At 63.6% G+C, this 25,870-nt stretch carries 25 protein-coding genes and 1 riboswitch; of the genes, 18 read left to right on the top strand and 7 right to left on the bottom strand.

Translation table 11 applies throughout. The features are described 5' to 3' along the window. Positions 1-97 precede the first annotated feature (97 nt). The 5 genes from tsf (at position 98) to ACODSO_RS07380 (ending at position 4,104) form a co-directional block, all read left to right on the top strand. Complete coding sequence (gene tsf, locus ACODSO_RS07400) at positions 98-922, top strand: translation elongation factor Ts (RefSeq protein WP_068375481.1); 825 nt, start codon at positions 98-100, stop codon at positions 920-922. A gap of 179 nt (positions 923-1,101) precedes the next feature. Next, on the top strand, positions 1,102-1,830 hold the full coding sequence (gene pyrH, locus ACODSO_RS07395; protein ID WP_068375483.1) for a UMP kinase: 729 nt from the start codon (positions 1,102-1,104) through the stop codon (positions 1,828-1,830). Between the two features lie 63 nt (positions 1,831-1,893). After that, positions 1,894-2,451 carry a ribosome recycling factor gene (gene frr / locus ACODSO_RS07390; RefSeq protein WP_068375486.1) on the top strand — a complete coding sequence of 186 codons (558 nt, stop codon included), beginning with the start codon at positions 1,894-1,896 and terminating at the stop codon, positions 2,449-2,451. Between the two features lie 19 nt (positions 2,452-2,470). Further along, complete coding sequence (locus tag ACODSO_RS07385) at positions 2,471-3,394, top strand: phosphatidate cytidylyltransferase (RefSeq protein WP_489036125.1); 924 nt, start codon at positions 2,471-2,473, stop codon at positions 3,392-3,394. Then, a complete protein-coding gene (locus ACODSO_RS07380) occupies positions 3,391-4,104 on the top strand; it encodes a class I SAM-dependent methyltransferase (RefSeq protein WP_489036124.1) in 714 nt (237 codons plus the stop codon). The genes ACODSO_RS07385 and ACODSO_RS07380 overlap by 4 nt, the downstream gene beginning before the upstream one ends. A gap of 1 nt (position 4,105) precedes the next feature. Here ACODSO_RS07380 and ACODSO_RS07375 read toward each other — a convergent pair whose 3' ends face one another. Both ACODSO_RS07375 and ACODSO_RS07370 read right to left on the bottom strand, forming a co-directional pair. Next, complete coding sequence (locus ACODSO_RS07375) at positions 4,106-4,957, bottom strand: HpcH/HpaI aldolase/citrate lyase family protein (protein WP_489036123.1); 852 nt, start codon at positions 4,955-4,957, stop codon at positions 4,106-4,108. A gap of 98 nt (positions 4,958-5,055) precedes the next feature. Further along, complete coding sequence (locus ACODSO_RS07370; protein ID WP_489036122.1) at positions 5,056-5,478, bottom strand: LapA family protein; 423 nt, start codon at positions 5,476-5,478, stop codon at positions 5,056-5,058. Between the two features lie 267 nt (positions 5,479-5,745). On the opposite strand from ACODSO_RS07370, the gene rlmN reads away from it, so the two are divergent. Then, positions 5,746-6,810 (top strand): dual-specificity RNA methyltransferase RlmN, encoded by a 1,065-nt coding sequence (gene rlmN, locus ACODSO_RS07365; RefSeq protein WP_068375519.1) that lies wholly within the window; start codon positions 5,746-5,748, stop codon positions 6,808-6,810. Between the two features lie 18 nt (positions 6,811-6,828). Here the strand turns inward: rlmN and ACODSO_RS07360 are convergent, their stop codons facing one another. Next, complete coding sequence (locus tag ACODSO_RS07360; protein WP_489036121.1) at positions 6,829-7,098, bottom strand: DUF2631 domain-containing protein; 270 nt, start codon at positions 7,096-7,098, stop codon at positions 6,829-6,831. A gap of 202 nt (positions 7,099-7,300) precedes the next feature. Between ACODSO_RS07360 and puuE the strand changes: the two genes are divergently transcribed. After that, positions 7,301-8,203, top strand: a complete 903-nt coding sequence (puuE, locus tag ACODSO_RS07355; protein ID WP_489036179.1) for an allantoinase PuuE — start codon at positions 7,301-7,303, stop codon at positions 8,201-8,203. On the opposite strand, the gene ACODSO_RS07350 is transcribed toward puuE, so the two are convergent. Continuing rightward, complete coding sequence (locus tag ACODSO_RS07350) at positions 8,200-8,742, bottom strand: DUF1990 domain-containing protein (protein WP_489036119.1); 543 nt, start codon at positions 8,740-8,742, stop codon at positions 8,200-8,202. The two genes, puuE and ACODSO_RS07350, sit on opposite strands and share 4 nt — an antisense overlap. Positions 8,743-8,770: 28 nt before the next feature. On the opposite strand from ACODSO_RS07350, the gene dxr reads away from it, so the two are divergent. The 5 genes from dxr (at position 8,771) to ACODSO_RS07325 (ending at position 15,198) form a co-directional block, all read left to right on the top strand. Next, entirely contained in the window at positions 8,771-9,967 is a 1,197-nt protein-coding gene (gene dxr / locus ACODSO_RS07345; RefSeq protein ID WP_489036117.1) for a 1-deoxy-D-xylulose-5-phosphate reductoisomerase, read from the top strand. Between the two features lie 7 nt (positions 9,968-9,974). Then, complete coding sequence (locus ACODSO_RS07340) at positions 9,975-11,189, top strand: M50 family metallopeptidase (protein WP_489036116.1); 1,215 nt, start codon at positions 9,975-9,977, stop codon at positions 11,187-11,189. Positions 11,190-11,228: 39 nt separating this feature from the next. Then, the gene (ispG, locus tag ACODSO_RS07335) at positions 11,229-12,392 is read left to right on the top strand and encodes a flavodoxin-dependent (E)-4-hydroxy-3-methylbut-2-enyl-diphosphate synthase (protein ID WP_489036115.1); all 1,164 of its coding nucleotides are present in this window, start codon (positions 11,229-11,231) and stop codon (positions 12,390-12,392) included. Between the two features lie 107 nt (positions 12,393-12,499). Next, positions 12,500-13,336, top strand: a complete 837-nt coding sequence (locus tag ACODSO_RS07330; protein ID WP_489036114.1) for a GNAT family N-acetyltransferase — start codon at positions 12,500-12,502, stop codon at positions 13,334-13,336. Positions 13,337-13,386: 50 nt separating this feature from the next. Next, positions 13,387-15,198 (top strand): penicillin-binding transpeptidase domain-containing protein, encoded by a 1,812-nt coding sequence (locus ACODSO_RS07325; RefSeq protein WP_489036112.1) that lies wholly within the window; start codon positions 13,387-13,389, stop codon positions 15,196-15,198. Here the strand turns inward: ACODSO_RS07325 and ACODSO_RS07320 are convergent. Beyond that, positions 15,195-16,043 (bottom strand): helix-turn-helix transcriptional regulator, encoded by an 849-nt coding sequence (locus tag ACODSO_RS07320; RefSeq protein WP_489036111.1) that lies wholly within the window; start codon positions 16,041-16,043, stop codon positions 15,195-15,197. The genes ACODSO_RS07325 and ACODSO_RS07320 overlap by 4 nt on opposite strands. A gap of 91 nt (positions 16,044-16,134) precedes the next feature. Here ACODSO_RS07320 and map point away from each other — a divergent pair, with 91 nt between their 5' ends. The 3 genes from map to ACODSO_RS07305 are packed head-to-tail and all read left to right on the top strand — an operon-like array spanning position 16,135 to position 19,116. Next, complete coding sequence (gene map / locus ACODSO_RS07315; protein ID WP_068375538.1) at positions 16,135-17,010, top strand: type I methionyl aminopeptidase; 876 nt, start codon at positions 16,135-16,137, stop codon at positions 17,008-17,010. A 34-nt stretch (positions 17,011-17,044) separates the two neighbouring features. Further along, positions 17,045-18,568, top strand: a complete 1,524-nt coding sequence (locus ACODSO_RS07310) for a cobyric acid synthase (RefSeq protein WP_489036110.1) — start codon at positions 17,045-17,047, stop codon at positions 18,566-18,568. A gap of 11 nt (positions 18,569-18,579) precedes the next feature. Continuing rightward, on the top strand, positions 18,580-19,116 hold the full coding sequence (locus tag ACODSO_RS07305; RefSeq protein ID WP_489036109.1) for an alpha/beta hydrolase: 537 nt from the start codon (positions 18,580-18,582) through the stop codon (positions 19,114-19,116). Positions 19,117-19,131: 15 nt separating this feature from the next. On the opposite strand, the gene mtr is transcribed toward ACODSO_RS07305, so the two are convergent. After that, on the bottom strand, positions 19,132-20,541 hold the full coding sequence (gene mtr / locus ACODSO_RS07300) for a mycothione reductase (protein WP_489036107.1): 1,410 nt from the start codon (positions 20,539-20,541) through the stop codon (positions 19,132-19,134). After that, positions 20,538-21,575, bottom strand: a complete 1,038-nt coding sequence (locus ACODSO_RS07295) for an alpha/beta hydrolase (RefSeq protein WP_489036106.1) — start codon at positions 21,573-21,575, stop codon at positions 20,538-20,540. The genes mtr and ACODSO_RS07295 overlap by 4 nt, the downstream gene beginning before the upstream one ends. A gap of 159 nt (positions 21,576-21,734) precedes the next feature. Here ACODSO_RS07295 and mqo point away from each other — a divergent pair, with 159 nt between their 5' ends. The 3 genes from mqo to ACODSO_RS07280 all read left to right on the top strand — a co-directional run bounded on the left by mqo (position 21,735) and on the right by ACODSO_RS07280 (position 25,865). Then, entirely contained in the window at positions 21,735-23,270 is a 1,536-nt protein-coding gene (gene mqo / locus ACODSO_RS07290) for a malate dehydrogenase (quinone) (RefSeq protein WP_082897857.1), read from the top strand. A gap of 12 nt (positions 23,271-23,282) precedes the next feature. Continuing rightward, positions 23,283-23,759: a GNAT family N-acetyltransferase gene (locus ACODSO_RS07285; RefSeq protein WP_489036104.1), complete on the top strand. Its 477-nt coding sequence runs from the start codon at positions 23,283-23,285 to the stop codon at positions 23,757-23,759. 12 nt (positions 23,760-23,771) lie between these two features. Beyond that, positions 23,772-23,919: riboswitch (adenosylcobalamin (AdoCbl) riboswitch) on the top strand. 44 nt (positions 23,920-23,963) lie between these two features. Then, the gene (locus tag ACODSO_RS07280; RefSeq protein WP_489036103.1) at positions 23,964-25,865 is read left to right on the top strand and encodes a magnesium chelatase subunit D family protein; all 1,902 of its coding nucleotides are present in this window, start codon (positions 23,964-23,966) and stop codon (positions 25,863-25,865) included. Positions 25,866-25,870 lie beyond the last annotated feature (5 nt).

Below are 25,870 nucleotides of genomic sequence, written 5' to 3'. Positions count from 1 at the left end.
CCGACCGGAGTGAATCGATCCGGTCGGGACCTTTCTGCGGCACCGACCTTTTTGCATGCTTTGCCCACCCACAGCATTTTCAGGAGGCTCGCACACCATGGCGAATTACACTGCCGCTGACGTCAAGCGGCTCCGGGAGCTCACCGGCTCCGGAATGATGGACTGCAAGAACGCACTCGCCGAATCCGACGGTGACTTCGACAAGGCCGTCGAGCAGCTTCGCATCAAGGGCGCGAAGGACGTCGGCAAGCGAGCCGAGCGGTCCACCGCCGAAGGCCTCGTCGTCGCCAAGGGTGGCGTTCTGGTCGAAATCAATTCCGAGACCGACTTCGTGGCCAAGAACGAAGAGTTTCAGACCTTCGCCGATTCGGTCGCAGCAGTTGCAGCCGAGGGCAAGCCTGCCGACGTCGACGCTCTCAAGGCGCTCGACCTGAACGGCAAGACTGTCGACACCGCACTGCAGGAGCTCTCGGCGAAGATCGGCGAAAAGCTCGAGATTCGTCGTGTCGTGTCCTTCGACGGACCCGTCGCCACGTACCTGCACAAGCGCAGCGCAGACCTTCCGCCCGCAGTCGGCGTGCTCGTCGAGTACACCGGTGACGGCGAGGCGGCTGCCGAGGCTGCTCGTGGCGCAGCAATGCAGGTTGCAGCGCTGAAGGCCAAGTACGTCACTCGTGACGAGGTTCCCGAGGATGTCGTCGCTTCCGAGCGTCGAATCGCCGAGGAAACTGCTCGCGAGGAAGGCAAGCCCGAGCAGGCATTGCCGAAGATCATCGAAGGCCGCGTCAACGGCTTCTTCAAGGATGTCGTGCTGACCGAGCAGTCGTCGGTGCAGGATTCCAAGAAGACCGTCAAGGCAATTCTGGACGAAGCAGGCGTGAAGCTGACCCGTTTCGCTCGCTTCGAGGTCGGCGCGAGCTGATCGCCCGCTACTGACTGCTGTACAAGATGCCGCCCGTCCGACGCGAGTCGAACGGGCGGCATCTTGCGTGTCGCAGGCGGTGTCGTCTGCGACGGCGTCGATAAGGCAGGATAAGGGTACGGGTGCTCAGCGCGCCCATTAATCGTGCGCATTCGAGACGGCGAGAACCGAGGAGAGCAATGACCGATCCCGCCACCGACCGCCCCGGGTTCAAGCGAGTGATGCTCAAGCTGGGTGGTGAGATGTTCGGAGGAGGCCAGGTCGGCCTCGATCCCGATGTCGTCAACAACGTAGCCGAGCAGATCGCCGAGGTTGTTGCCACCGGTGTTCAGGTGGCTGTGGTCATCGGCGGCGGCAACTTCTTTCGCGGGGCAGAACTGCAGCAGCGAGGCATGGACCGTTCACGTTCCGATTACATGGGAATGCTCGGAACGGTCATGAACTGTCTCGCCCTGCAGGACTTCCTGGAGAAACAAGGCGTCGCAACACGCGTGCAGACAGCCATCACCATGGGGCAGGTTGCCGAGCCGTATCTCCCGCTGCGTGCGCGTCGACACCTGGAGAAGGGGCGCGTCGTCATCTTCGGCGCAGGCATGGGAATGCCGTACTTCTCCACCGACACCACCGCCGCTCAGCGTGCGCTCGAGATCGGGGCCGAGGTGCTGCTCATGGCCAAGGCAGTCGACGGCGTGTACTCGGCCGATCCCAGGGAAGACCCGAACGCGACCATGTACGACACCATCACCCATCGTCAGGTGATCGAGAAGGGTCTGAAGGTTGCCGATGCGACAGCATTCAGCCTCTGCATGGACAATCAGATGCCGATCATGGTGTTCAACCTGTTGACCCAGGGGAACATTGCTCGTGCAGTGGCAGGTGAAAGCATCGGAACCCTGGTCACATCGTGAGCATGACGAAGAAACGAACGAGGACACGCCGGTGACACCGGCACGGACGATGGAGGACAGATCGTGATCGACGAAGCGCTCTTCGACGCAGAAGAAAAAATGGAGAAGGCGGTCACCGTCGCACGCGACGACTTGTCGTCCATTCGAACGGGTCGAGCGAATCCCGGCATGTTCAACCGCATCGTCGTCGAGTACTACGGTGCTCTCACCCCGATCACCCAGCTCGCGAGCATCAACGTCCCAGAAGCTCGCCTCGTCGTCATCAAGCCGTACGAGGCATCGCAACTGGGCCCCATCGAGACTGCGATTCGCAATTCCGATCTGGGCGTCAACCCGACCAACGACGGCAACCTGATTCGTATCGGCGTGCCACAGTTGACGGAGGAGCGACGTCGTGAGTTCGTGAAGCAGGCCAAGGGTAAGGGTGAGGACGCGAAAGTCTCCATCCGCAACGTTCGGCGTAAGACGATGGAAGAGCTCAAGCGGATCCAGAAGGACGGCGAGGCAGGCGAAGACGAGGTGGTGCGGGCCGAGAACGAGCTCGACAAGACCACTGCGAAGTACACGGCTTCCGTCGACGAGCTCGTCAAGCGCAAGGAAGCCGACTTGATGGAGGTCTGATCCTCCTGCGTAACCGAGTATGAACATCAAGCAAGGAGACAGCGTCGTGGTGGGTTCGGAACGACCACTGGGGTCTGCCGCACCCGACCCATCGGCGCCCGACGGGTCGGCCACCGTGAAGTCACAGGGAAAAGCCGGGCGTAACTTGCCCGCGGCGATCGCTGTGGGCGCAGGCCTTGGCGTATCCCTCATCCTCATCATGGTGTTCGCGCCGATGGTGTGGATCGGTGTCGTCGCGGTCGCGCTCGCCGTGGCGACGTACGAGGTATCGAAACGGCTCCGTGAAGCAGGAGTGCTCGTCCCGCGCATTCCGTTGATCGTCGGCGGGCAAGCGATCATCTGGTCCGGGTGGCCGTGGGGAACCACCGGTGTATTGAGCGCCACCGCAGGCACTGTTCTGGTCTGCATGGTCTGGCTGCTGCTGCAGCAGGGTCTCGGCTCGGCACCGAAGAACTATCTACGCGAACTGGCAGTCACGATCATGGTCGCGTGTTGGCTGCCCCTGCTCGCGTCGTTCGCCGTGCTGATGGTTCTCGACGACAACGGAGCCGGCCGGGTCCTCGTCTTCCTGATCGCGGTCGTATGTTCCGACATCGGTGGGTATATCGCCGGTGTGCTGTTCGGGAAGCACCCGATGGCTCCGGCAATCAGTCCGAAGAAGTCCTGGGAGGGACTCGCCGGATCTTTGCTGTTCTGCATCATCGGGTGCTTGCTGACGGTCACCTTGATCCTCGAAGCGAACTCGCTGATCGGGATTCTTCTCGGCGTAGTCCTCGTCGTGACCGGAACTCTGGGGGATCTCATCGAATCCCAGGTCAAGCGCGATCTGCGGATCAAGGACATGGGGACACTGCTTCCCGGTCACGGCGGCATCATGGATCGCCTCGACTCGCTGCTCCCGTCGGCGTTCGTCGCCTGGTTGGTCTTCGCAATCCTGCTGTGAGCGACCCCCACACGATCCCGAGTCCGAACATCTGGCACTGGCCACGGGTGTACGAGGCGGAGAATCGCGCGCAGGATCCCGACGGACGAATTCCTCGCGTTCTACGAGCAGTCGCTCCGTACCAGGACAAGACCATCGTCGACGTGGGCTGTGGCACTGGGTTTCATCTCCCGGATTTCGCGGTGACAGCGGAGCGGGTGATCGGCGTCGAACCGCACGAGCCATTGCGACGAGGCGCACTGAGGAGGGTCGCCGAACTCGACAATGTCGAAGTCCTGGCAGGGCACGCCGAGTCGTTGCCTCTGCCCGACGAGTCGGTCGACGTCGTCCACGCGAGAACTGCCTACTTCTTCGGTGCCGGGTGTGGCCCTGGGATCACCGAGGCCATGCGAGTGCTCCGTCCGGGAGGCTGCTTGGTCGTGGTGGATCTGGACGTGTCCGCGTCACCGTACGGAGACTGGATGCGATTGGACTTACCGAAGTACAACTGCGAGGCAGTGGAGTCGTTCTTCGAAGCGCAGGGTTTCGATCTCGAGCGCGTCGATACCCGGTGGAGTTTCCCGAATCGTCCGACATTGCGCTCGGTACTGGGCATCGAGTTCACCGAACGCACAGCGGCCAGGGCTGCGCGGAGCATCCCTGGCCTCGAGATCGATGTGCGGTACCGAGTCCACTGGCGTCGTAAGCCACTGGGACTCGAACTGAATTGACCTAGTCTGCGTGAATCCCGAACACTTCGGCTGCCTCGCGGATCTTCAGCGCCTTCGCCAGTCGGGGGAGGTCACTGCCATCTTTGACGTGTGCGCCGTCTGCGCCCAAAGCGTCGACGACTTCGTCGGCCCAGGTCACATCACTCGGAGCGGGAGCGAGTTCACGGTTGACTGTCGGGGCCTGTTCGGTGTGCATGCACAACTTGCCCGTCATCCCCATCGACAGAGTCAACGCCGAGTCGCGAGCAAGGATGCTCTCGTTGGCGGTGAGGGTCGGCCCGTCGATCGGGCCGGGCAGGCGGGCTGCCCGGGACGAGACGACCAGACGTGAACGCGGGTATGCCATGGCGAGGGGCTCGTCGCTCATGCCGGTATCGCGACGAAAGTCGCCGCTGCCGAAGGCGAGTCGGAACGTCGAGTCGGCTCGAGCAATCTCCGGTGCCGCTTCGAGCCCGACGGCAGATTCGACGAGGGCGAGAATGCGGGTACCGGGCGCGAGGCGCGCTGCGGTGGCTTCCACCTGGCTCCCGCTTTCGGTCTTGGCCAGCATTACGCCGGCGAGGCCACGAAGCCCCGACAACGCCGCGAGATCGTCGGCCCAGAAACTGGTGGTCGCGTCGTTGATCCGAACCCATGCCGAGTTGCCGGCTTCGAGCCAGGCCACGACCGCGTCGCGAGCGGCGGGCTTTGCTTTGGGCGCGACGGCGTCCTCGATGTCGAGAATCACAGCGTCGACCTCTGATTCGACGGCCGCAGCAAAGGTGTCCGGCTTGGATGCCGGTACCAACAGCCACGAGCGTGCGCGCTCGGGCGCCACGCCGGATGTCACTGGGGTTTCCATGAAAGTGGTCACGTCAGGCTCCTAGCGGTGAGATCGGGCACGCCCCGAAGCATTATCGATTCAGTTCGACGACGCCAGCTTGTGTGCATAGTGTTCACCCCGGTCGGTGTCTACTTTCGCTTCGCCGCGCGTCGGATCTGCAGGATCCGCACCCCGCCCGCAAGTGCCATGACCAGTGCGCCCGCGATAGCAGCGAGAAGCATCCCGACCCCGAGTGGCAGCTCGAAGGTCCACACGAAGATGCTGACCGGGACCGAGTCCAGGTTCTGCAGAATGAAGATCAACAGAATGATCAGCACGATCGCGCCGACGACCAATCCCGTCCAGGTGGCAGCGGCTCTGGTGTGGGCGATGCCGTCCGGCGACGTCCCAGCGGGAGGCCTGGTGTCACGCACCGCTTCGGGATCCGGCGCACTGTGATCGCTGGAATCGGGCGTCGTGATCGCGGGCGGTGCCGAATCCTCGTAGGTCGCGGGAACCCCGGTGGGATCGGCGAACGAGTCGTCGCGCTTGTCGCCTGCTGGTGTTGACATTGTCTGATCCTTTCGCACGCGGGACTCGAATGCACGCGTATCCGTTGTCGATTCGGTTACCCTTCCGATTCGAACTGGAAACAGCCGGTGGACTTCGGGGACGGTTGCTCCTGAATAGGAGAGATCGCTCGATAGTGGGACACTGGACGCACTATGAGTGACTCCGCTACTGCACCCGACGCCACCGCCGATGACACCACGGCGGAGAACCCTGCGCCGAAGAGTCGACCGTCGCTGCCGCTGGTGTTCGCGGATCGTAAGCGCGGCATGCCGCCGCGCCACCTCGCGGACCTCGACCGCGACGGTTTGAAGGCCGCCGTCAAGGCGCTCGGACTGCCTGCATACCGCGCGGATCAGCTGGCACGCCACTACTACGGTCGGCTCGAAGCCGACACCACGAACATGACGGATCTGCCTGCTTCGGTGCGCGAGAAGGTGGGCGCGGATCTCTTCCCGACGCTATTGACGCCGATCAAGCATCTGGCCTGCGATGACGGAGACACCCGAAAGACGCTCTGGAAGGCCAACGACGGCACGTTGCTCGAGAGCGTCTTGATGCGGTACCCCGACCGCGCGACGTTGTGCATCTCGAGCCAGGCGGGGTGCGGGATGGCTTGCCCGTTCTGTGCCACTGGCCAGGGCGGCCTCGACCGCAATCTCACGACCGCCGAGATCGTCGATCAGGTCCGGTCTGCGGCTGCCGACATGCGTGACGGTGCGGTGGCTGGAGGCGAGGGCCGGTTGTCCAACGTCGTGTTCATGGGTATGGGGGAGCCGCTGGCGAACTACAAACGGGTCGTCGCCGCGGTCCGAAAGATCGTCTCTCCTGCGCCCGACGGGCTCGGTTTGTCGCAACGATCGGTCACGGTCTCGACGGTCGGGTTGGCTCCGGCGATCCGCAAACTTGCCGACGAAGGTCTGTCGGTCACGTTGGCCGTGTCTCTTCACACACCGGACGACGAGCTCCGCGACACCCTGGTTCCAGTGAACAACCGGTGGTCCATTGCGGAAGTTCTGTCTGCCGCACGGTACTACGCGGATCAGACCGGTCGACGGGTCTCGATCGAGTACGCCATGATCAAGAACGTCAACGATCAACCGTGGCGCGCGGACCTGCTCGGAAAGAAATTGCTCAAGGCGCTCGGGTCGCGCGTGCACGTGAACTTGATTCCGCTGAACCCGACTCCGGGGAGCGAATGGGACGCGAGCCCGAAGGACGTCGAGCGGGAGTTCGTCAGAAGAGTGATCGCGCAGGGAGTTACGTGCACCGTCCGCGACACTCGTGGGCAGGAGATCGCCGCAGCCTGCGGCCAGCTGGCAGCCGAGAACTGACCTGCTGCCAGCAGGTGGCTAGCGGGGTTTGCGGCGCACGATCACGTCGCGCACCACGAGGCCGACGAGCGCGACTGCGAAGCCGACGAGCCACAGATCTTCCACCAGGCCGGTGTGATTGCCGTGAATCATGAAGAGCAGGAACGCGGCGATGACGATCGCTGCCACGCGCATTGCCTTGTTCGATTCACCGCTCCATCCCCACTCGGCGGACGGCACCTCGGCGATGTCCTCGTGGGTGTACTCGACCGGGTCGTACGAAGCGGGGTTCAGCTCGGCTTGTGCCACCGGTCGATCCTCTCGGGTAGTTCTCGCGCCGTCGGCTCGGCGCGCACGTAGGTGAGGACAATATTTGCATACGACCGCCCGTCGTAGCCACCAGGGTCCACCGGTCGCCGGCGAATCGGGCGCAGAATGCCGATTGCTGGGAGACTGTCGTTTCGTGACCCCGGAACGACTGTCTCATCCTCCCGTCCCGTACCCGCGCGACATGGTCGGGTACGGTGCGACACCGCCGGATCCGAAGTGGCCGGGCGGCGCCCATGTCGCCCTCCAGTTCGTTCTCAACTACGAGGAGGGCTCGGAGAACAACGTTCTCGACGGTGACACGAAGTCCGAGACGTTCTTGTCCGAGATGGTCGGAGCGCAGGCCTTCCCGAACCGACACATGAGCATGGAGTCGCTGTACGAGTACGGCTCTCGTGCCGGTGTGTGGCGCGTCCTTCGCGCCTTCGAGCGTCGTGGCCTTCCGCTGACCGTGTTCGCCGTCGCGCGCGCGATGCAGCGAAATCCGGAGGCCGTCGCGGCGTTCGTCGAGCAGGGCCACGAAATCGCGAGCCACGGTCTGCGGTGGCTAAGCTACCAGCTCATCGACGAGCACGTCGAACGTGAACACATGGCCGAAGCGATGCAGATCCTGACCGATTTGACCGGCAGCGCACCCCGTGGCTGGTACACCGGTCGCGACTCGCCCAACACTCGCTCGCTGGTAGTCGAGCATGGTGGGTTTCTCTACGATTCCGATTCCTACGCCGACGACTTGCCGTATTGGACGCGTGTGGAGCGCGGATCGGAGACGGTCGATCATCTCGTCGTTCCCTACACGCTCGACACCAACGACATGCGGTTCTCCTCACCCGGCGGGTTCTCGACCGGTGACGAGTTCTTCGCGCACCTCCGGGATGCGTTCGACGTGCTGTACGCGGAGGGTGCGGCCGGCGCGCCGAAGATGCTGTCGATAGGGCTGCACTGCCGCCTGGTCGGTCGTCCGGCGCGCATCGCTGCGCTGGAGAGATTCCTGGATCATGTGCAGTCTCACGAGAAGGTCTGGATCGCCAGACGCGTCGACATCGCACGTCATTGGATCGACAACCATCCGCCGCAACGCGGTTAGGTACGGGCGAGGTGCTTCAGCGCAGCGATGTACCGGTCGGTGAAAACGCGCTGAACACCGCGTCCCACTGGTCCACCGATTTTGGTGAACCATCTGCCGGGGCGTGAGAACGCACGGATGTGGGCGTATACGACGGCATCGTCCTCGTCGAACGCACTGTCTCCGTCGAATTCGACGAGGAAGCACTCTTCGCCCTGCTCGGGGTGTCCGGCGAGCGTTCCGTATGCGAACCCGGCTCGGTGATCCTCGTCGATCACATAGACAACCTGGCACGGGATTCGTACCGGACCGAGTTTCAGGACCACAGTCGAATCGGCTTCGGCCGTCCGGGTGTCGGATTCGACGCGAAGTCCGGCTCGTCGGTGCATGTCCCAGTTCATCAAACCGGTCACTGCTGCCGCGTATGCCCCCCGGCCGGTTCCGATCGGGATGCGTCGATCGATGTGATGAAAGCCGTCGGGCAGCCGGCCTCGGGTAGCGCCCACATCGTCGTACGAGAGGTTCATGACATCCGAGCCTGCCACGTAGGGCGTACGCATAGGAGACTCTCAGGCTCGATCAGGAACAATGGATGCCGTGCCAGAGCCTCGAACACCTGCCGAGCCGTCGTCCCACTCTCCCAAGCGCGTTCTCCTGCTCGGCAGTACCGGATCGATCGGTACTCAAGCGCTCGACGTCATCGGTGCCAATCCCGACTTGTTCGAGGTGGTGGGACTGGCTGCGGGTGGCGGAAATATCGAACTGCTCCGCCGGCAGATCAGAGAAACCGGAGTCGACGCGGTGGCGGTGGCAGATTCCGCCGCGGGGGCCGAGCTGAACCATCCGAACACACTGACCGGCGATCGGGCCGTCACCGAGTTGGTGGAGTCGACTTCTGCCGACATCGTGTTGAACGCCCTTGTCGGATCCCGCGGCCTCGAGCCGACTCTCGCTGCGTTGAAGACCGGCGCGACGTTGGCCCTCGCCAACAAGGAGTCGCTGGTGGCAGGTGGTGAGCTCGTGATGGCTGCAGCGGCACCTGGGCAGATCGTCCCGGTCGACTCGGAGCATTCGGCGTTGGCTCAGTGCCTGCGGGGAGGGCGCGCCGAAGAGGTCGAGCGGCTGATCCTCACCGCGTCGGGCGGGCCGTTCCGCGGGTGGTCGGAGGTCGAGTTGAAATCGGTGACACCGGCGCAGGCAGCTGCCCATCCGACGTGGTCGATGGGCCCGATGAATACTCTCAACTCCGCGACCTTGGTGAACAAGGGCCTCGAACTCATCGAAACGCACCTGCTTTTCGGAGTGCCGTACGACCGAATCGACGTGACGGTGCACCGTCAGTCGATCGTGCATTCCATGGTCACGTTCTTCGACGGCTCCACCATCGCGCAGGCCAGCCCGCCGGACATGCGTTTACCTATCGCGCTGGCTCTCGGCTGGCCGAACAGAGTTCGCGATGCAGCACGAGCGATCGACTTCACCACGTCGTTCACCTGGGATTTCGAGCCTCTCGACGACCGAGTGTTCCCGGCGGTTCAACTCGCACGTGAGGCGGGTATTCTCGGCGGCTGCATGACCGCGGTGTACAACGCGTCGAACGAAGTGGCGGCGGAAGCGTTCCTCGCCGGACGGATCGACTTTCCGCAGATCGTGGACACTGTCAGGAAGGTCGTCGACGATGGCAGTGGTGAGTGGGTCGCTACCCCCACCAGCGTCGACGAAGTATTGGCAGCCGACTCCTGGGCTCGCCGCCAGGCCCGCACGCTCTTGAACCAGAAGGACTGAACCAACGATGGTGTTCGCATTCGGCGTCCTCCTCTTCGCACTGGGCATCACTGTGTCGATCGCTCTGCACGAGGCGGGGCACATGTGGACCGCCCGCGCCACCGGGATGAAGGTCCGACGGTTCTTCATCGGGTTCGGACCCAAGGTCTTTTCGTTCCGCAGGGGCGAGACCGAGTACGGATTGAAAGCGATTCCGGCGGGCGGTTTCTGTGACATCGCAGGTATGACGGCGATCGACGAACTCGCGCCCGACGAAATCGAGCGCGCGATGTATCGGCAGAAGACGTGGAAACGCCTCGTGGTCATGATGGGCGGCATCGGGATGAATTTCGTCCTGGGCTTTCTGCTGATCTTCATCCTTGCGATCGGGTGGGGATTGCCGAACCTCAATCCGCCGACCACAGCGCTCGTCGGCGAGATGCCCTGCGTCACGGCAACCCAGAACGACGATCTGACGTACCCCGAATGTTCCGGTCCGAGTCCCGCGTATGTGGCCGGGATACGCGAAGGTGACGTCATCGTTTCGGTGGACGGAACCGCGACCGCGGACTTCACCGACGTCGTGAAGGCCACCCAACCGCTCTCCGGCACAGTTGATTTCGTCGTCGAGCGTGATGGATCCGAGCTGACGTTCCCGGTTCAGGTTCAGCAGGTGCAGCGTTGGGTGTCCGACGGCACCGAGACCGGTCGTGAGTCGGCCACGGTGGGCGCAGTCGGTGTTCAGCTCGCTCAGTTCTATCCGACCCAGTACAACCCGCTTGCCGCGGTTCCGGCGTCGTTCGCGTTCACCGGGGACATGTTCGTCGAGACCGCGCACCGGCTGGTGCAGATGCCGAGCAAGGTTGCCGATCTCTGGACCTCCGTCACCGGCGGTGAGCGCGATCCGGAAACTCCGATCAGTGTCGTCGGCGCCAGTGTCATCGGCGGGCAGTTGGTCGAGCGGTCCATGTGGCCGGTCTTCGTCTTGCTGTTGGCGAGTCTGAACTTCTTCCTCGGCATCTTCAATCTGCTGCCTTTGCTGCCTCTCGACGGCGGCCACATGGCGGTCACTCTGTACGAGCGAATCCGCAACTTCTTCCGCCACAAGCGGGGGCTGCCCAACGGTGGACCGGTGGATTACATGAAGCTCATGCCGGTTACCTACGTGGTGATCGTGATCGGCGGCGCATACATGTTGCTCACGCTCACAGCGGACATCGTGAACCCGATCCAGTTGTTCTAAGTAGACTCACCTGTAGAGCTCAGGGAAGAAGGCAACGAAGTGACTGTGTCAGTCGGATTGGGAATGCCGGCGCCGCCGGTTCCCGTACTCGCACCTCGCCGTAAGACGCGTCAACTGCAGGTCGGATCTGTTGGAGTAGGCAGCGACCACCCCATTTCCGTGCAGTCGATGTGCACGACCAAGACCCATGACATCAATGCGACTTTGCAGCAGATCGCCGAGTTGACGGCGTCCGGTTGCGACATCGTTCGTGTGGCATGTCCCACACAGGATGATGCGGACGCACTGTCCATCATCGCCAAGAAGAGCCAGATCCCGGTCATCGCAGACATCCACTTCCAGCCCAAGTACATCTTCGCCGCGATCGATGCGGGCTGCGCTGCCGTCCGGGTGAATCCGGGCAACATCAAGGAATTCGACGGCCGAGTCAAAGAGGTCGCGAAGGCAGCCGGCGATGCGAACATCCCGATCCGTATCGGCGTCAACGCGGGTTCGCTCGACAAGCGGATGATGGACAAGTACGGCAAAGCGACCCCGGAAGCGCTCGTCGAATCGGCCCTCTGGGAGGCCGGTCTGTTCGAAGAACACGGTTTCGGCGACATCAAGATCTCCGTCAAGCACAACGACCCCGTCGTCATGGTCGCCGCGTACGAGCAGTTGGCCGCGCAGTGCGACTATCCGCTGCACCTCGGTGTCACCGAGGCGGGTCCGGCGTTTCAAGGCACCATCAAGTCCGCGGTGGCGTTCGGCGCCCTGCTCGCCCAGGGGATCGGCGACACTATTCGGGTGTCGTTGTCTGCGCCGCCGGCCGAGGAGATCAAAGTCGGTACGCAGATCTTGCAGTCGCTCAATCTACGACCGCGCAAGCTCGAGATCGTGTCGTGCCCGTCCTGTGGTCGAGCGCAGGTCGACGTGTACAAGCTGGCCGACGAAGTCACTGCGGGCCTCGAGGGCATGGAGATTCCGTTGCGCGTGGCGGTGATGGGCTGCGTCGTGAATGGACCAGGTGAAGCCCGCGATGCCGATATCGGTGTGGCATCGGGCAACGGCAAGGGTCAGATCTTCGTCAAGGGAAAAGTCATCAAGACCGTTCCCGAGGCGCAGATCGTGGAGACCTTGATCGAGGAAGCGATGCGCATTGCCGAGGAGTTCGACAATGATGAAGCAGCGGACGCCGGAACGCCGGTGATCACGGTCGGCTAGGCGCGAGGTGGGACCGAATGTCCCACCGATTCGGCTTCATCTGGCAATCTGTCTCGATGAGGGTGGATGCGGACAACGGTGGATGTGTTGGTAGGAGGTGACACGAGGTGCTCAAACTCCTCGGCGCCAAGCCACTGAGTAGCAAGGACACGGCCAATGTCCTCCGCGTGCTCGATGCCGACCCCATCGCTACGTGCATGATCGCCGCGCGTGTGCAGGAATTCGGTCTCGACCCGCGCGTGTTCCACGGTGAGATGTGGAGCCGTGGCGGTCCGGACGAGTCCCTGTGCTTCTACGGTGCCAACCTCGTGCCGCTACTCGGATCCGTCGATGATCTACGTTCCTTCGCCGATCGTGCGTGTCGTGGTCCGCGGATGTGTTCCTCGCTCGTCGGTCGCGCCGAGTTGACGCTGCCGTTGTGGGAGATGCTCGAAGCGGACTGGGGCGCTGCTCGGGAGCTTCGATGCGAGCAGCCTCTCCTTGCCACCTCGCAGGTGTCCGATCACCCGGCCGATCCCGGTGTTCGGCTCGTGCGCGCCGACGAACTCGACGTCTATCTGACCGCGGCCGTAGCGATGTTCATCGAGGAGGTCGGAGTCGACCCGCGGGCGAACGACGGCGGCCGTGGATATCGACGTCGAATCGCCGGACTCATCGCCGCAGGCCGCGCCTGGGCGCGGTTCGCGGACGGCCAGGTGATCTACAAGGCCGAAATCGGCTCACAATCAGCCACAGTCGGCCAGATTCAGGGGGTGTGGGTGCATCCTCTGTATCGAGGCCACGGACTCGGATCTGCAGGCACTGCTGCGGTGGCGAATGCGGTGGTTCGTTCCGGCCGCATCGCCAGTCTGTACGTCAACAGCTTCAACTACCCAGCCCGCAGGGCGTATGCGCGCATCGGCCTGAAACAGGTGGCGACATTCACGACGGTTCTTCTGGACTGAGTGCGATTCGCTCAGCGTTGTCGCGTCGTGGTCGAACTACGATGAGCGCGATGAGATTCTCGGATGTGCGGCTTTCTCGACGTGTGGCTTCCGCTGCAGTGGTCTGTGTGGTGCTCGTAGGTTCGGCGACCGCATGCACTCCGAGCCCGGATGGTCCCGAACCGGCGGCCCAGGCGTTCCTTGCGGCGTTCTCGGCTCGCGACATCGGCGCCGCGTCCGCAGACACCGATCGGCCCGATTCGGCGGCCACGGCACTGAACGACGTGTGGGAGGACCTGCAAGCGGAATCCCTCGATGCCAGAACGACTTCGGTGCGCGTCGACGGTGACACCGCGACGGTCGGATACAGCTATCAGTGGCACCTGCCGAAAGATCGCGTGTGGACGTACGACGGCGAGTTGCAGATGGGCCGGACCGACGGCCAATGGGGAGTTCGCTGGACATCGACGGATATTCATCCTGGTCTCGGTGATACACAGACGATGGCCCTTCGGTCGACGGCGCCGCCGCGAGCGAGGGTCAACGAACGCTCGGGAACCGACGTCCTCGTCCCCGGTGTGGTGCATCGCGTCAAGATCGACGCCGACGAGTCGGAAGACATCGTGGCATCTGCTACGGGTCTGGCGCGGATACTCGGCCGGTTCGACCAGACGATTTCCGCGCAGAGCATCGTCGAGTCTGCGACGTCGATCGACGGGGACTACCCGGTTGCGCTCCTGCGTGACGACGATTACCAGACCGTGGCGGCGTCGCTGTCGGGACTGTCCGGGGTGACGGTGTCGGACGAGTCGGATCTCATTGCGACCGATCGGACCTTCGCACCCGACCTCGTGTCGCAGGTCAAGAAGTCGGTGATCGACGAGGTGGACGGCACAGCGGGGTGGAGTGTCGTCACGGTCAACCGCAACGGTGTCGACATCGATGTCTTGACCGATACGCCTCCCGAGCCGGCACCGTCGTTCTCCATCACCCTCGATCGCAACATTCAGGTGGCCGCACAGAACGCGGTGAACGTACGCGCCGAGCAGGCAATGATGGTGGTGATCCAACCGTCGAGCGGTGCGGTTCTGGCGGTCGCGCAGAACGAGGAAGCCGATCGTGACGGACCTGTTGCCTCGGCTGGGTTGTATCCGCCGGGATCGACGTTCAAGATCATCACCGCGGGTGCAGCGATCTCGACCGGCCTCGCCGGGCCCGAGACCACCGTGCCGTGTCCGGGCCGAATCGTGATCGGCGAGCGGAGCATTCCCAACTACAACGAATTCGCCCTCGGCAACGTCTCCATGAGTACGGCATTCACCCGCTCGTGCAATACGTCCTTCGCGAAGCTGGCCAGCGAGATGCCCGCGGACGCATTGACGATCGCGGCGTCGCAGTTCGGTGTCGGTCCGGAGTACGGCGTCGTCGGTCTACCCACCGATTCGGGGTCGGTTCCACCGGCCGAGGAACTGGTTCAGCGGACCGAAGACGGTTTCGGTCAGGGCAAGGTCGTCGTGTCGACGTTTGGAATGGCGCTCGCCGCAGCAACGGTCGCCAACGGTTCGACCCCTGTGCCCACACTGATCGTCGGGCGGGAAACGACCATCGAAGGTGAGCACCCGGTCATCGACCCCGCGATGGTCGACGGACTTCGAGGAATGATGCGCTCGGTGGTCACCAGCGGTACGGCAGAGCGCATCGCGGACCAGGGCGAGGTGTACGGCAAGACGGGTGAAGCCGAAGTCGAAGGCGGATCCCACGCATGGTTCGTGGGGTATCGGGGCGATCTTGCGTTCGCGACCCTCGTGGTTCGTGGCGGAAGCTCCGACAACGCCGTCGCGGTGACGCGCGAGATGTTCGAGCAATTGCCCGAGGGGTACTAGGGCAACAGGCCGAGCTTGCGCACGGCGACGACGGCTTCGTGACGCGTCCGGGTCCCTGTCTTGTTCATGACGCTGCGTAGGTAGGACTTCACGGTTTCCGGTTTCAACGACAATCGTGCCGCAGCGTCGGCATTGGTACACCCCAGCGCGACCTGAGCCAGAACGTCCAGTTCGCGTGCCGACACGGCGATGGTGTCGTCGCCGATTGCCGGGCTGAGTGCGAGCGCTATCCGTTCCGACAGGCGCGTCAACTTCGACTGCAACACGGGATCGTCGGCCGAGCCGGTCAGCGCCCGAATCTCGGCGTGGACCTCCCGTAGTGCTTCCGTGGCGGCTGCCGAATCGACGCTGTCGGGCCGTGCGCCGAGGAGCCGCACTCGACGGTCCACTTCGTCTCTGATCGCGATCTCCTGCGAAAGGCGCCGCGACGCGCGGACCATCGCGTCTGCCACGCGGTCGCCGATCGGTCCACGTTCTCGTATCGCCGCATACATGACTGCTCGCGATGCACCTTCGACGACGACGGGTACAGCCAGCACGGACCGTAGGCCTTCACCGAGGACCGGTCGGTCGTAGTCGTGGGTGATGTACTGCGAGTTGCCATAGTCGCTGACTGCTGCTGGTCGACGCTGATCCATGACTCGGCCGCCGAGACCGGATCGACTCGGGATCATCAACCCCTGCAGACCGCGGGTCCTGGTGCCGTGCAACTCGCTCAAGTGCAGAGTGTGAGCCGTCACCTCACCGCCGAACACCACTGGTATACCTGAGGACTTCATCACCTCACGAAGTTCTGCGCGCAGCGCATCGCCATCGCGTGGTCGTAGTAGATCGGTGGGCGGCACGAGTCGACCCCTTCGTCGGTTCTGTGAGCTGAATCATAGCCGCGTGCACGCAGGCGGTGACGTCGCATGCACAGCGACTAACCTGATGACCATGTCTGTGACCGCCGAGAGCAAGCCCCGTCAGCCACTCGTGCCGGGCGTAGTGTCGCCCGTTCGGTCCGTGCCGAAGTCGATCGAGCGACCGGAGTATGCATGGAAGCCGACGGCGAACGAAGGCCACGAACCGTGGGTGCAGACGCCGGAAGTGATCGAGAAGATGCGTGTTGCCTCGAAGATCGCAGCGCGGGCGTTGCAGGAAGCGGGCCGCGCGGTGGCGCCTGGTGTGACGACCGACGAATTGGACCGCATCGCACACGAGTACATGGTCGACCACGGGGCATACCCGTCGACGCTCGGCTACAAAGGATTCCAGAAGTCGTGCTGCACATCGCTCAACGAGGTCATCTGCCACGGCATTCCCGACTCGACCGTCATCGAAGACGGTGACATCGTCAACATCGACGTCACCGCGTACATCGACGGCGTCCACGGTGACACCAACGCTACGTTCCTCGCGGGCAACGTATCCGAGGAAGCACGCCTACTCGTCGAACGAACGCACGAAGCCACGATGCGGGCGATCAAGGCCGTCAAACCCGGTCGCGCGTTGAGCGTGATCGGTCGAGTCATCGAGTCGTACGCGCACCGTTTCGGTTACGGAGTCGTCGAGGATTTCACCGGCCACGGTATCGGAACCACGTTCCACAACGGACTTGTCGTTCTGCACTACGACCAGCCGTCCGTCGAGACCGTCATCGAACCGGGAATGACGTTCACGATCGAACCCATGATCAACCTGGGAAAGATCGACGGCGAGATGTGGGACGACGGGTGGACCGTGGTTACCCGAGACCGCAAGTGGACTGCGCAGTTCGAGCACACCCTCGTCGTCACGGAAACGGGTAGCGAGATTCTGACACTGCCGTGAGCGGAGCCTGCGGAGTGAAGTGTAGAAGGCTGCCGTGAGCGAAGTCCGCGGAGCGTTGCTGGTTGCCGGGACGACGTCGGATGCAGGTAAGAGTGTTCTGGTGGCGGGTCTGTGCCGGTTGCTTGCCCGCCGGGGTGTGTCGGTTGCGCCGTTCAAGGCGCAGAACATGTCCAACAACTCGGTGGTCACCCTCGACGGAGGTGAGATCGGCCGTGCGCAGGCGATGCAGGCAAGAGCATGCGGTCTCGAACCCAGTGTGAGGTTCAATCCGGTCTTGTTGAAGCCGGGAAGCGACCGTACGTCGCAACTGGTGGTGCGCGGCCGTGCGGTCGCGCAGGTGTCTGCGACGAACTACATCGAGCATCGGCATACGCTGCGTGCCGTCGTCGCGGAGGAGTTGCACTCACTACGCGAGGACTACTCGGTCGTGATCTGCGAAGGGGCAGGGTCACCTGCAGAGATCAATTTGCGGTCGACCGATCTTGCCAACATGGGCCTGGCTACTGCCGCGTCGATACCGGTGTTGATAGTCGGAGACATCGATCGTGGGGGAGTGCTGGCGCATCTCTACGGAACGGTTGCCGTGCTGTCCCCGGAGGATCAGGCGTTGATCAAAGGGTTCGTGATCAACAAGTTTCGCGGCGATCCCTCCCTGTTGGCACCCGGACTCGAACAGCTCGAAAGCCTCACCGGCAGGCCGACGTTCGGCGTCGTTCCGTACTCCGAGGATTTGTGGATGGATGCCGAGGACTCGTTGGGGACTGTCGCGGATGCGCCGGTCGGTCGACCTGCCCGCCCGGTCGGGTCGCAGTGGTTGCGGGTGATTGCGATCCGCTTACCGCGGATCTCGAACACCACCGACGTCGAAGCTCTGGCATGTGAGCCAGGCGTGTCGGTGCACTGGGTCACCGGGCCGTCACGACTGACCGACGCCGACCTCGTGGTCGTGCCGGGGAGCAAGGCGACTCTGTCGGACCTGGACTGGCTTCGTCGCACCGGGCTTGCGGACGCGATCGTCGAGCGGGCACGGCAGGGGCGCCCCACGTTCGGGATCTGCGGCGGCTATCAAATGCTCGGGCGCTCGATCTCCGACGGAATCGAGTCGGACTCGGCCGAGGCCGAGGGCCTGGGACTTCTCGACCTTGTCATCGAATTCGCGCCGGACAAGGTCCTCGACAGCGTGGTCGGCTCGTCCCCGAGGTTTGCCGATGCGGACGTAGCCGGGTACGAGATTCACCACGGTCGCGTGGTCCACAACGGCGACGATCCGCTGCTGCGTTACTCCGACGGTCGTAACGAAGGCAGTGTTTCCGGTTCTGTTCTCGGCACGCATTGGCACGGTCTTCTCGAATCGGACGGGTTCCGACGGCACGTGTTGCGTTGGGCCGCGGACCGTTCCGGGCGTCTCGGATTCGCAGTCGCGCCCGGGGTGTCCGTGGCGGCGATGCGCGAGCAGCAACTCGATCTGCTGGCCGATCTTGTCGAGAACAACGTCGATGTCGACGCCGTGCTCGACGTGATCGAGCACGGCGTCGACTCGCATCGGGGTGTGCAGTAGCGTCGTATCCCATGGATTACAAGTTGCGAATCGGCGGACCGGATTCGCGGCATGCGGTGTTACTGCTGCCCGGCGTCGGCGACCCTCCGGACGTGTTCGACGCCGTGGTCGAGCGGTTGCACAACTCGGACCTGAAAACTGTTGCGGTGGAAGATGGTAGCGGCCTCGACCACGATGCGGTGCTCGAGATACTGAACGAAGTGGCGCTGCCGTGGGTGCATTTGGTCGGCAACCGGGAAGGTGCCGAGTTGGCATGGGGGTTGGCAGCACGAACCTTCGGCAAATTCGCGAGCCTCGTGGTGTGTGATCGGATGCATCCGGCCGTAGCCGACGACACAGGTACTGTGCTGGCTGCCGATTGCCCGCCCGTCGAATTGCCGACGACGTTGGTGATCGGTAGTTCACTGCGTCGCGCCGGGGCCGACAGCAGCGGGAGGCTTGTCTACGGGGACTTCCGCGTCGTTCAACTCGATGGGGTCGACAACATTCCGTCGGATGCCCCCGCCGCGCTTGCAACCGAGATAGTGCTGCGCACCAGTCCCTGGTAGCCCCCGTAGACAGTGTCAGATATCGAGCCCGAGTAGCGCGTTTTCGACGACCTCGGGCAGCCCGGGATGGATCCAGTACTGGCCATGCGCCATCTCGGTGACCGTCGTACCGAAACTCATCGCCTGGATCAGCGGCTGGATGACGGTGGGCGCCTGGGCGCCGATCACATGCGCGCCCAGAATTCTGCCGGTCCCCTTCTCGGCGACGATCTTGCAGAAGCCTTCCTGGTCTTCCATAGCCCAGCCGTAGGCGACGTCACCGTAATTCTGAACCTTCACGGAGGTATCGAATCCGGCTTCGCGCGCCTCGGCCTCGGTCAGCCCGACTGCGGCGATCTGAGGATGAGTGAACACCGCGGCGGGCACGAATCGATGGTCGAACGCGCGGAAGCTCGACGTGTCCTCCCACGCATGCTGCAGGAGGTTGTGCGAGACGACCCGAGCTTCGTGGTTCGCGACGTGTTTGAGCTGGTACTCCGAGGACACGTCGCCGATCGCGAAGACGCCGTCGGCAGTGGTGCGACCGAACTCGTCGACGACGATTCTGCCTTCGTCGTCCAGTTCGATTCCGGCCGCGTCGGCGCCGATACGGTCACCGTTCGGCTCGCGGCCGATCGCGACGAGCAAGGCGTCACCGAGCACCGCGGTCCCGTCGGGAAGTTCGAGTCCGACGAGACCATCCTTGGACACCGCCTCGGATTCTCCCGAGTTCAGATGAATTTCCCAGTTCTTCTGCGCTATCTCGGTGAATCGCGCCGATACATCGGTATCGAGCCCGCGCAGCAACGTGTCCTTCCGCGCCACGATCGATACTCTCGATCCGAGAGCACCGAATACGTGCGCGAATTCCGTTGCTATGTAGCCGGATCCGAGGATGACGAGATGCTCGGGTAGCTCGGAAAGGCGCATCACGTCGTCGTTGGTGTGGAACGGCACGCCCGATCGACGCACTTGCTCGGGAACCACGGGTCGCGAACCGGCGGCAACCACCACTTGGTCTGCTGTGATGACACGACCGGTGCCGGTGTCGATCGTCCGAGGTCCGGTGAACGTCGCGTGACCGGAGAACAGTGTCACGTTGGGACTGCCGCTCTCGCGGTAGCGCTTGCCGCCGGCAGCGATGGGATCGATGCGACCGAACACGCGATCGACGATGTCGGGCCATCGCACAGCGTCCAGCGTGGAGTCGACACCATAACGAGAAGAGTCGCGGATCGTCCGAGCCACTTCCGCGGCGTAGACGAACATCTTCGTCGGGATACAGCCGACATTGAGGCACGTGCCGCCGAACGGGGAACGCTCCTCGAGGAGCGCGATCTTCAGGTCGGCGAATCGGTCGTCGGCGATCGAGTTGCCCGAACCGGAGCCGATGATCGCGATATCGAAATGATCAGTGTCGAAATGGTCGGTGTCGTCATGGCTCATGAGATGGTTCCGATCTCGGAGTGGTCCTTGCCCGACTCATGTTCGATGTGCGCACTTCGGTACAGCCAGTCGAGCCATTCGTCCACTTCGTCGAAGGCACGTGTCCGTACCTCTTCACGGGAGAGAAACACGTCGTGGCGAGCGCCTTCGATGGGGACGATCGTGGTGCGGTCACCCAGACACCCGGCCCATCGCGCGATCTGCCGTACGTCGAGCACTGCGTCGGCGACATCGATCTCGGAGCTGTATTTGCGCGAGAAGTGTGTGACCTTCGAGCGCAGAATCAGCGATGGGATTCCGATGTCGAGACCGCGATGCAGCTTCGCGTGGCCGTGCCTGATTGCGCGGATCCACCCGAATGTGATCGGGAAACCCGACAGTGGCTTCCAGTCGAGGTTGTACTCCCACTCACCATGGTGGTCCTTGGAGAGGGACAGCCCGTACGTGTCCAGTCCTTGGCCAGGAACGGCCGTCTTGGACTTGACCCTGCCGATCACATCGATCGCGGCCGTGCCCACGCTGCGCACGGCCGCGGGGCCCTGCAGATCGAACCAGGGGCTGTTCAGAATCACACCGTCGATGCCGAGGCCGGCTGTCCCGCCTTCTCGACGATTGAGCCGGTCCAGCCACAGGGGCAGAATCAGTCCGCCGGTGGAGTGGGCCAGCAGTACGACGGAACCGTCCGTCGCCTCGCGAACCAATGCCAGCGCCCGGTTCAGTTCTTCGTCGTAGAACGCCAGATCGGTTACGAAGTGCGGAGTCTGACCCTCGCGCAGAGACCGGCCACACTTGCGCAGATCGAGTGCGTAGAAGGCAAAGCCGTCGGCCGCGAAGTGCTCGGCCAGGTGCTGTTGAAAGAAATAGTCGGTGAACCCGTGCACGTAGATCACCGCCCGGCCCGTCGATGCGGACTCGACGGGTTGGTACCGGACGAGGGTGGCCTCGACCTGCCCTTCTCCGTCCGGGTCTTCGCCCAGGTCGATAGTGGTCTGTTCGTAGCCGTCGCCGAGGACATCGGGCACCCAGGTAGTCACAGATCACAACTGTAGTGGGCACTGCCGGCGGCGCATCAGGAGCACAATCGAGGAAGCGCTTTTCGTGTGTGTCGGAATGGGTACATACGGGCGGGTAACGTAACCGCCACCTGAAGCAGATTTGCCAGAGAACTCACGGACAAGGAAGTCGATTCTCCAGTGTCGAATGAACAGCGGTCGAACGAAGAGCAGGTCAAGCAAGTGAAGACCGACGTGGTTCTCGTCGGCGCCGGGATCATGAGCGCCACCCTCGGCGCATTGCTGAAGCAGCTGGAGCCCGAATGGTCGATCGACGTGTACGAGCGACTCGATGCCGCAGCTGCCGAGAGCAGTGACGCATGGAACAACGCAGGTACCGGACACTCCGCGCTGTGTGAGTTGAACTACACCCCGCAGAACAAAGACGGGTCCGTCGACATTGCCAAGGCGCTCAACGTCAACGAGCAGTTTCAGGTCTCACGTCAGTTCTGGGCGCACAGCGTCGAGTCGGGAGTGCTCAGCGACCCCAAGAACTTCATCAACCCGATTCCACACGTCAGCTTCGTGCACGGCGAGTCCAATGCGAAGTACCTGCGCGCCCGCTACGACGCACTTGCCTCCAACCCGTTGTTCGAAGGCATGGAGTACATCGACAGTCCGGACGAGTTCACCAGGCGGCTCCCATTGATGGGCGCGGGGCGAGACTTCTCGGACCCGATCGCGCTCAACTGGAGTGATGCGGGAACCGACGTCGACTTCGGTGCCCTCACCCGTCAGCTGCTGAACTACATCTCCGGCTCCGGTAGCACCGTCCACTTCGGCAGCGACGTCAGGAACATCACCAAGCAGTCCGACGGCACGTGGAACCTCAAGATCGCCAACCTGCGGACCGGCACGAAGAAGACCGTCAACGCCAAGTTCGTCTTCGTCGGCGCAGGCGGCGGTGCGCTTCACCTGCTGCAGAAGTCCGGAATCAAGGAGATCAAGGGCTTCGGCGGCTTCCCGGTCAGCGGCGAATGGCTGCGGTGCACCAATCCTGATCTCATCTCGCAGCATTCGGCCAAGGTGTACGGCAAAGCGTCCGTCGGCGCCCCTCCGATGTCCGTTCCCCATCTCGACACCCGCGTCATCGGAGGCAAGGCCGGCTTGCTCTTCGGGCCGTACGCCGGATGGTCACCCAAGTTCCTCAAGCAGGGCAAGCTCACCGATCTACCCAGCTCGGTCAAGCCCGGAAACTTGATGTCGATGCTCGGCGTCGGTGTCACCGAGTTGGGATTGGTCAAGTACCTCGTCAGTGAGCTCGCGCAGTCCGAATCCGACCGTGTCGAGACACTTCGCGAGTTTGCGCCGAACGTGGTGGGCAAAGACTGGGAGCTCGTCACCGCCGGCCAGCGCGTGCAGGTGATCCGGAAGAAGGGCCGTGGTGGCGTCTTGGAGTTCGGGACGGCAGTCGTCAACGCGGCAGACGGCACCATCGCGGGTCTGCTCGGCGCGTCGCCCGGAGCCTCGACGGCCGTGCCGGCAATGCTCGACGTTCTGCAGCGTTGCTTCGGTGACAAGTACGCAGGATGGCAGCCGAAACTCGAGCAGATGGTTCCGTCGCTCGGCCGAAAGCTGGCCGAGGATCGGTCGCTGTTCCGCGAAATCTTCGACTGGACCTCGCAGAGGCTGGAGCTCGAACAGACCTCCCGATTCGCACAGCCCAGCGGCGTGTGATAGCAACAGCTGATGACTACGCAAGCTGCCGCCCTCAAGCGATCCTGGGCCTTGGACCTGTCCAACAACACCTTGTACGACCTGTTGAAGCTGCGTGTCGAGGTCTTCGTCGTCGAGCAGGCGTGCGCCTACCCTGAGCTCGATGGCCGCGATCTATTGACCGAAACACGGCATTTCTGGCTCGAACGCGACGGTGAGGTCGTATGCACCTTGCGTCTGTTGGAAGAGCACGACGACGGCGAGAAGGCGTTCCGAATCGGACGGCTGTGCACGCAGCGCTCCGCCCGCGGACAGGGCCACACGACGCGAATCCTGCGCGCCGCGCTCGCGGAGGTCGGTTCCTCGCCGTGTCGAATCAACGCGCAGAGCTACCTCGTCGACATGTACGCCAAGCACGGGTTCCTGCCCGACGGCGAGGAGGTACTCGAGGACGGCATCCCACACACGCCGATGCGCCGCGGCGGCGGTACGCCGTGGAGTGAGACGTAGATTCGAATCGGTAGAAGAACGACACCGGAGCTGGTGCGGGGAAGTCCTGTGCGAATCAGGCGCGGTCCCGCCACTGTGTAGGTGCCGGGCACACTGCTCGGCACCGAAGTCAGATCACCGCACAGCTTCGTAGTACGGCCCGTCTGTCCGGCGGGTCATTCATATCCGGCGGCGCGGAGTCCGTCGGGACGAAGGAGAACACAAGTGCAGCAGCCCGGCTATCCGTTCAGTGCGATCGTCGGTCAGGATCAGCTGCGCCTGTCCCTGGTCCTGTGCGCAGTTCACCCCGGTATCGGGGGAGTGCTCGTGCGCGGCGAAAAGGGCACTGCCAAGTCGACGGTGGTTCGAGCGCTCGCAGCGCTGCTGCCCGAGGTGGAAGACGACGGCGTCGTGCGGCCGGCCCGGCTGGTCGAACTCCCCGTCGGGGCGACCGAGGATCGCGTCGTCGGCTCGCTCGACCTGGAGAAAGTGCTGCGCGACGGTGAGCGCGCGTTCCAGCCCGGTTTGCTCGCCGCCGCGCACCGCGGAGTCCTGTACGTCGACGAAGTCAATCTGCTCCACGATCATCTCGTCGACGTGCTTCTCGACGCTGCCGCGATGGGCCGAGTGCACATCGAGCGCGACGGTGTATCCCACTCGCACCCGGCGCAGTTCGTTCTCGTCGGGACGATGAATCCAGAGGAGGGCGAATTGCGCCCCCAGCTCCTGGACCGGTTCGGACTCGCGGTCGACGTCAAAGCCTCGCGTGACGTCGACACTCGAATGGAGGTAGTTCGGCGGCGCCTGAACTACGAACGCAACCCGCAGGTGTTCGCGGCCGCATACTCGGCCGAGGACGCCGAGGTCGCCGATCGAATCCGTCGCGCGCGAGCCGTCGTCGACGATGTCGTGCTCGACGACACCGAACTGCGACGAATCGCGGCGCTCTGCGCGTCGTTCGACGTCGACGGTATGCGAGCTGATCTCGTGGTGGCTCGGACCGCTACCGCACATGCGGCGTGGCGCGGCTCGGCTGTGGTCGAGGAAGCCGATGTGCGCGTCGCTGCGGAACTTGCTCTGCCGCACCGACGTCGGCGTGATCCCTTCGACGAACCGGGGATCGACGACGGAGCACTGGACGAGAAGATGCGCGATGCCGCCGAGCAGGCCGACGCGCACCGCCCGGAACCCGACGCGCCCGACCCCGACACCGACCCCGACCCCGACCCCGACGACGATGGAGGCGGAGCTCAGGCTCCGGAATCGGGTGAGGAACCGAACTCGGACTCACCGCCGCACGGCGGCGGTTCGCGTGAACGGGAGGCGGCGGCACCGGGTGCGCAGTTTCGTGCCCGCACGATGGAGCTGACGGGTATCGGCGAGGGGGCCCCCGGGCGTAGGTCTCGCTCACGTTCGGCGCAGGGGCGTGCGGTTCGGCCGACGACGGAGCCCGGCAACGGCATCCACGTGATCGGGACACTCTTCGCGGCCGCGGAAGAACAGGTGAGCCGCGGGCGTACCTCGGGTCGTTTCAAGCTCGAACCGGCCGATCTCAGGGGTGCGTTGCGCGAGGGCCGCGAAGGCAACCTGATCGTCTTCGTCGTCGACGCGTCCGGGTCGATGGCCGCGCGTGATCGATTGTCCGCGGTCACCGGCGCTGTTCTCTCCCTGCTCAAGGATGCCTACCAACGCCGCGACAAGGTCGCGGTCATCACCGTTCGTGGACGCGATGCCGAGCTGGTGCTTCCACCCACGTCGAGCGTCGATGTGGCGGTCACGCGGCTTCGTCGAATGAAGACAGGCGGCAAATCGCCTCTTGCGCAGGGCTTCCTGAAAGCACGCGAGGTGGTGCTTCGTGAAAAGGTCCGCGATCCACTGCGGCGGGCGCTCGTAGTCGCCATGACGGATGGTCGCGCCACCGGCGGGATCGATCCCGTCGGGCGCGCACGCATTGCGGCCAACCGCGTGGCCGGCGACGGAATCGCATCGGTGGTCGTCGACTGCGAAACAGGTCTTGTGCGACTGGGTCTCGCCGCCGACTTCGCCAAGCATCTGGGGGCGGGATACGTCCGATTGGCCGATCTGTCGGCGGAGCAGGTCGCCGCAGTCGTCCGCGCGGCCGCGTGAGGAGC

It is taken from the genome of Rhodococcus sp. FG69 (assembly GCF_057808915.1).
Note: the sequence above shows the minus strand (reverse complement) of the source record. Positions and strands in the feature narration are given on the sequence as shown.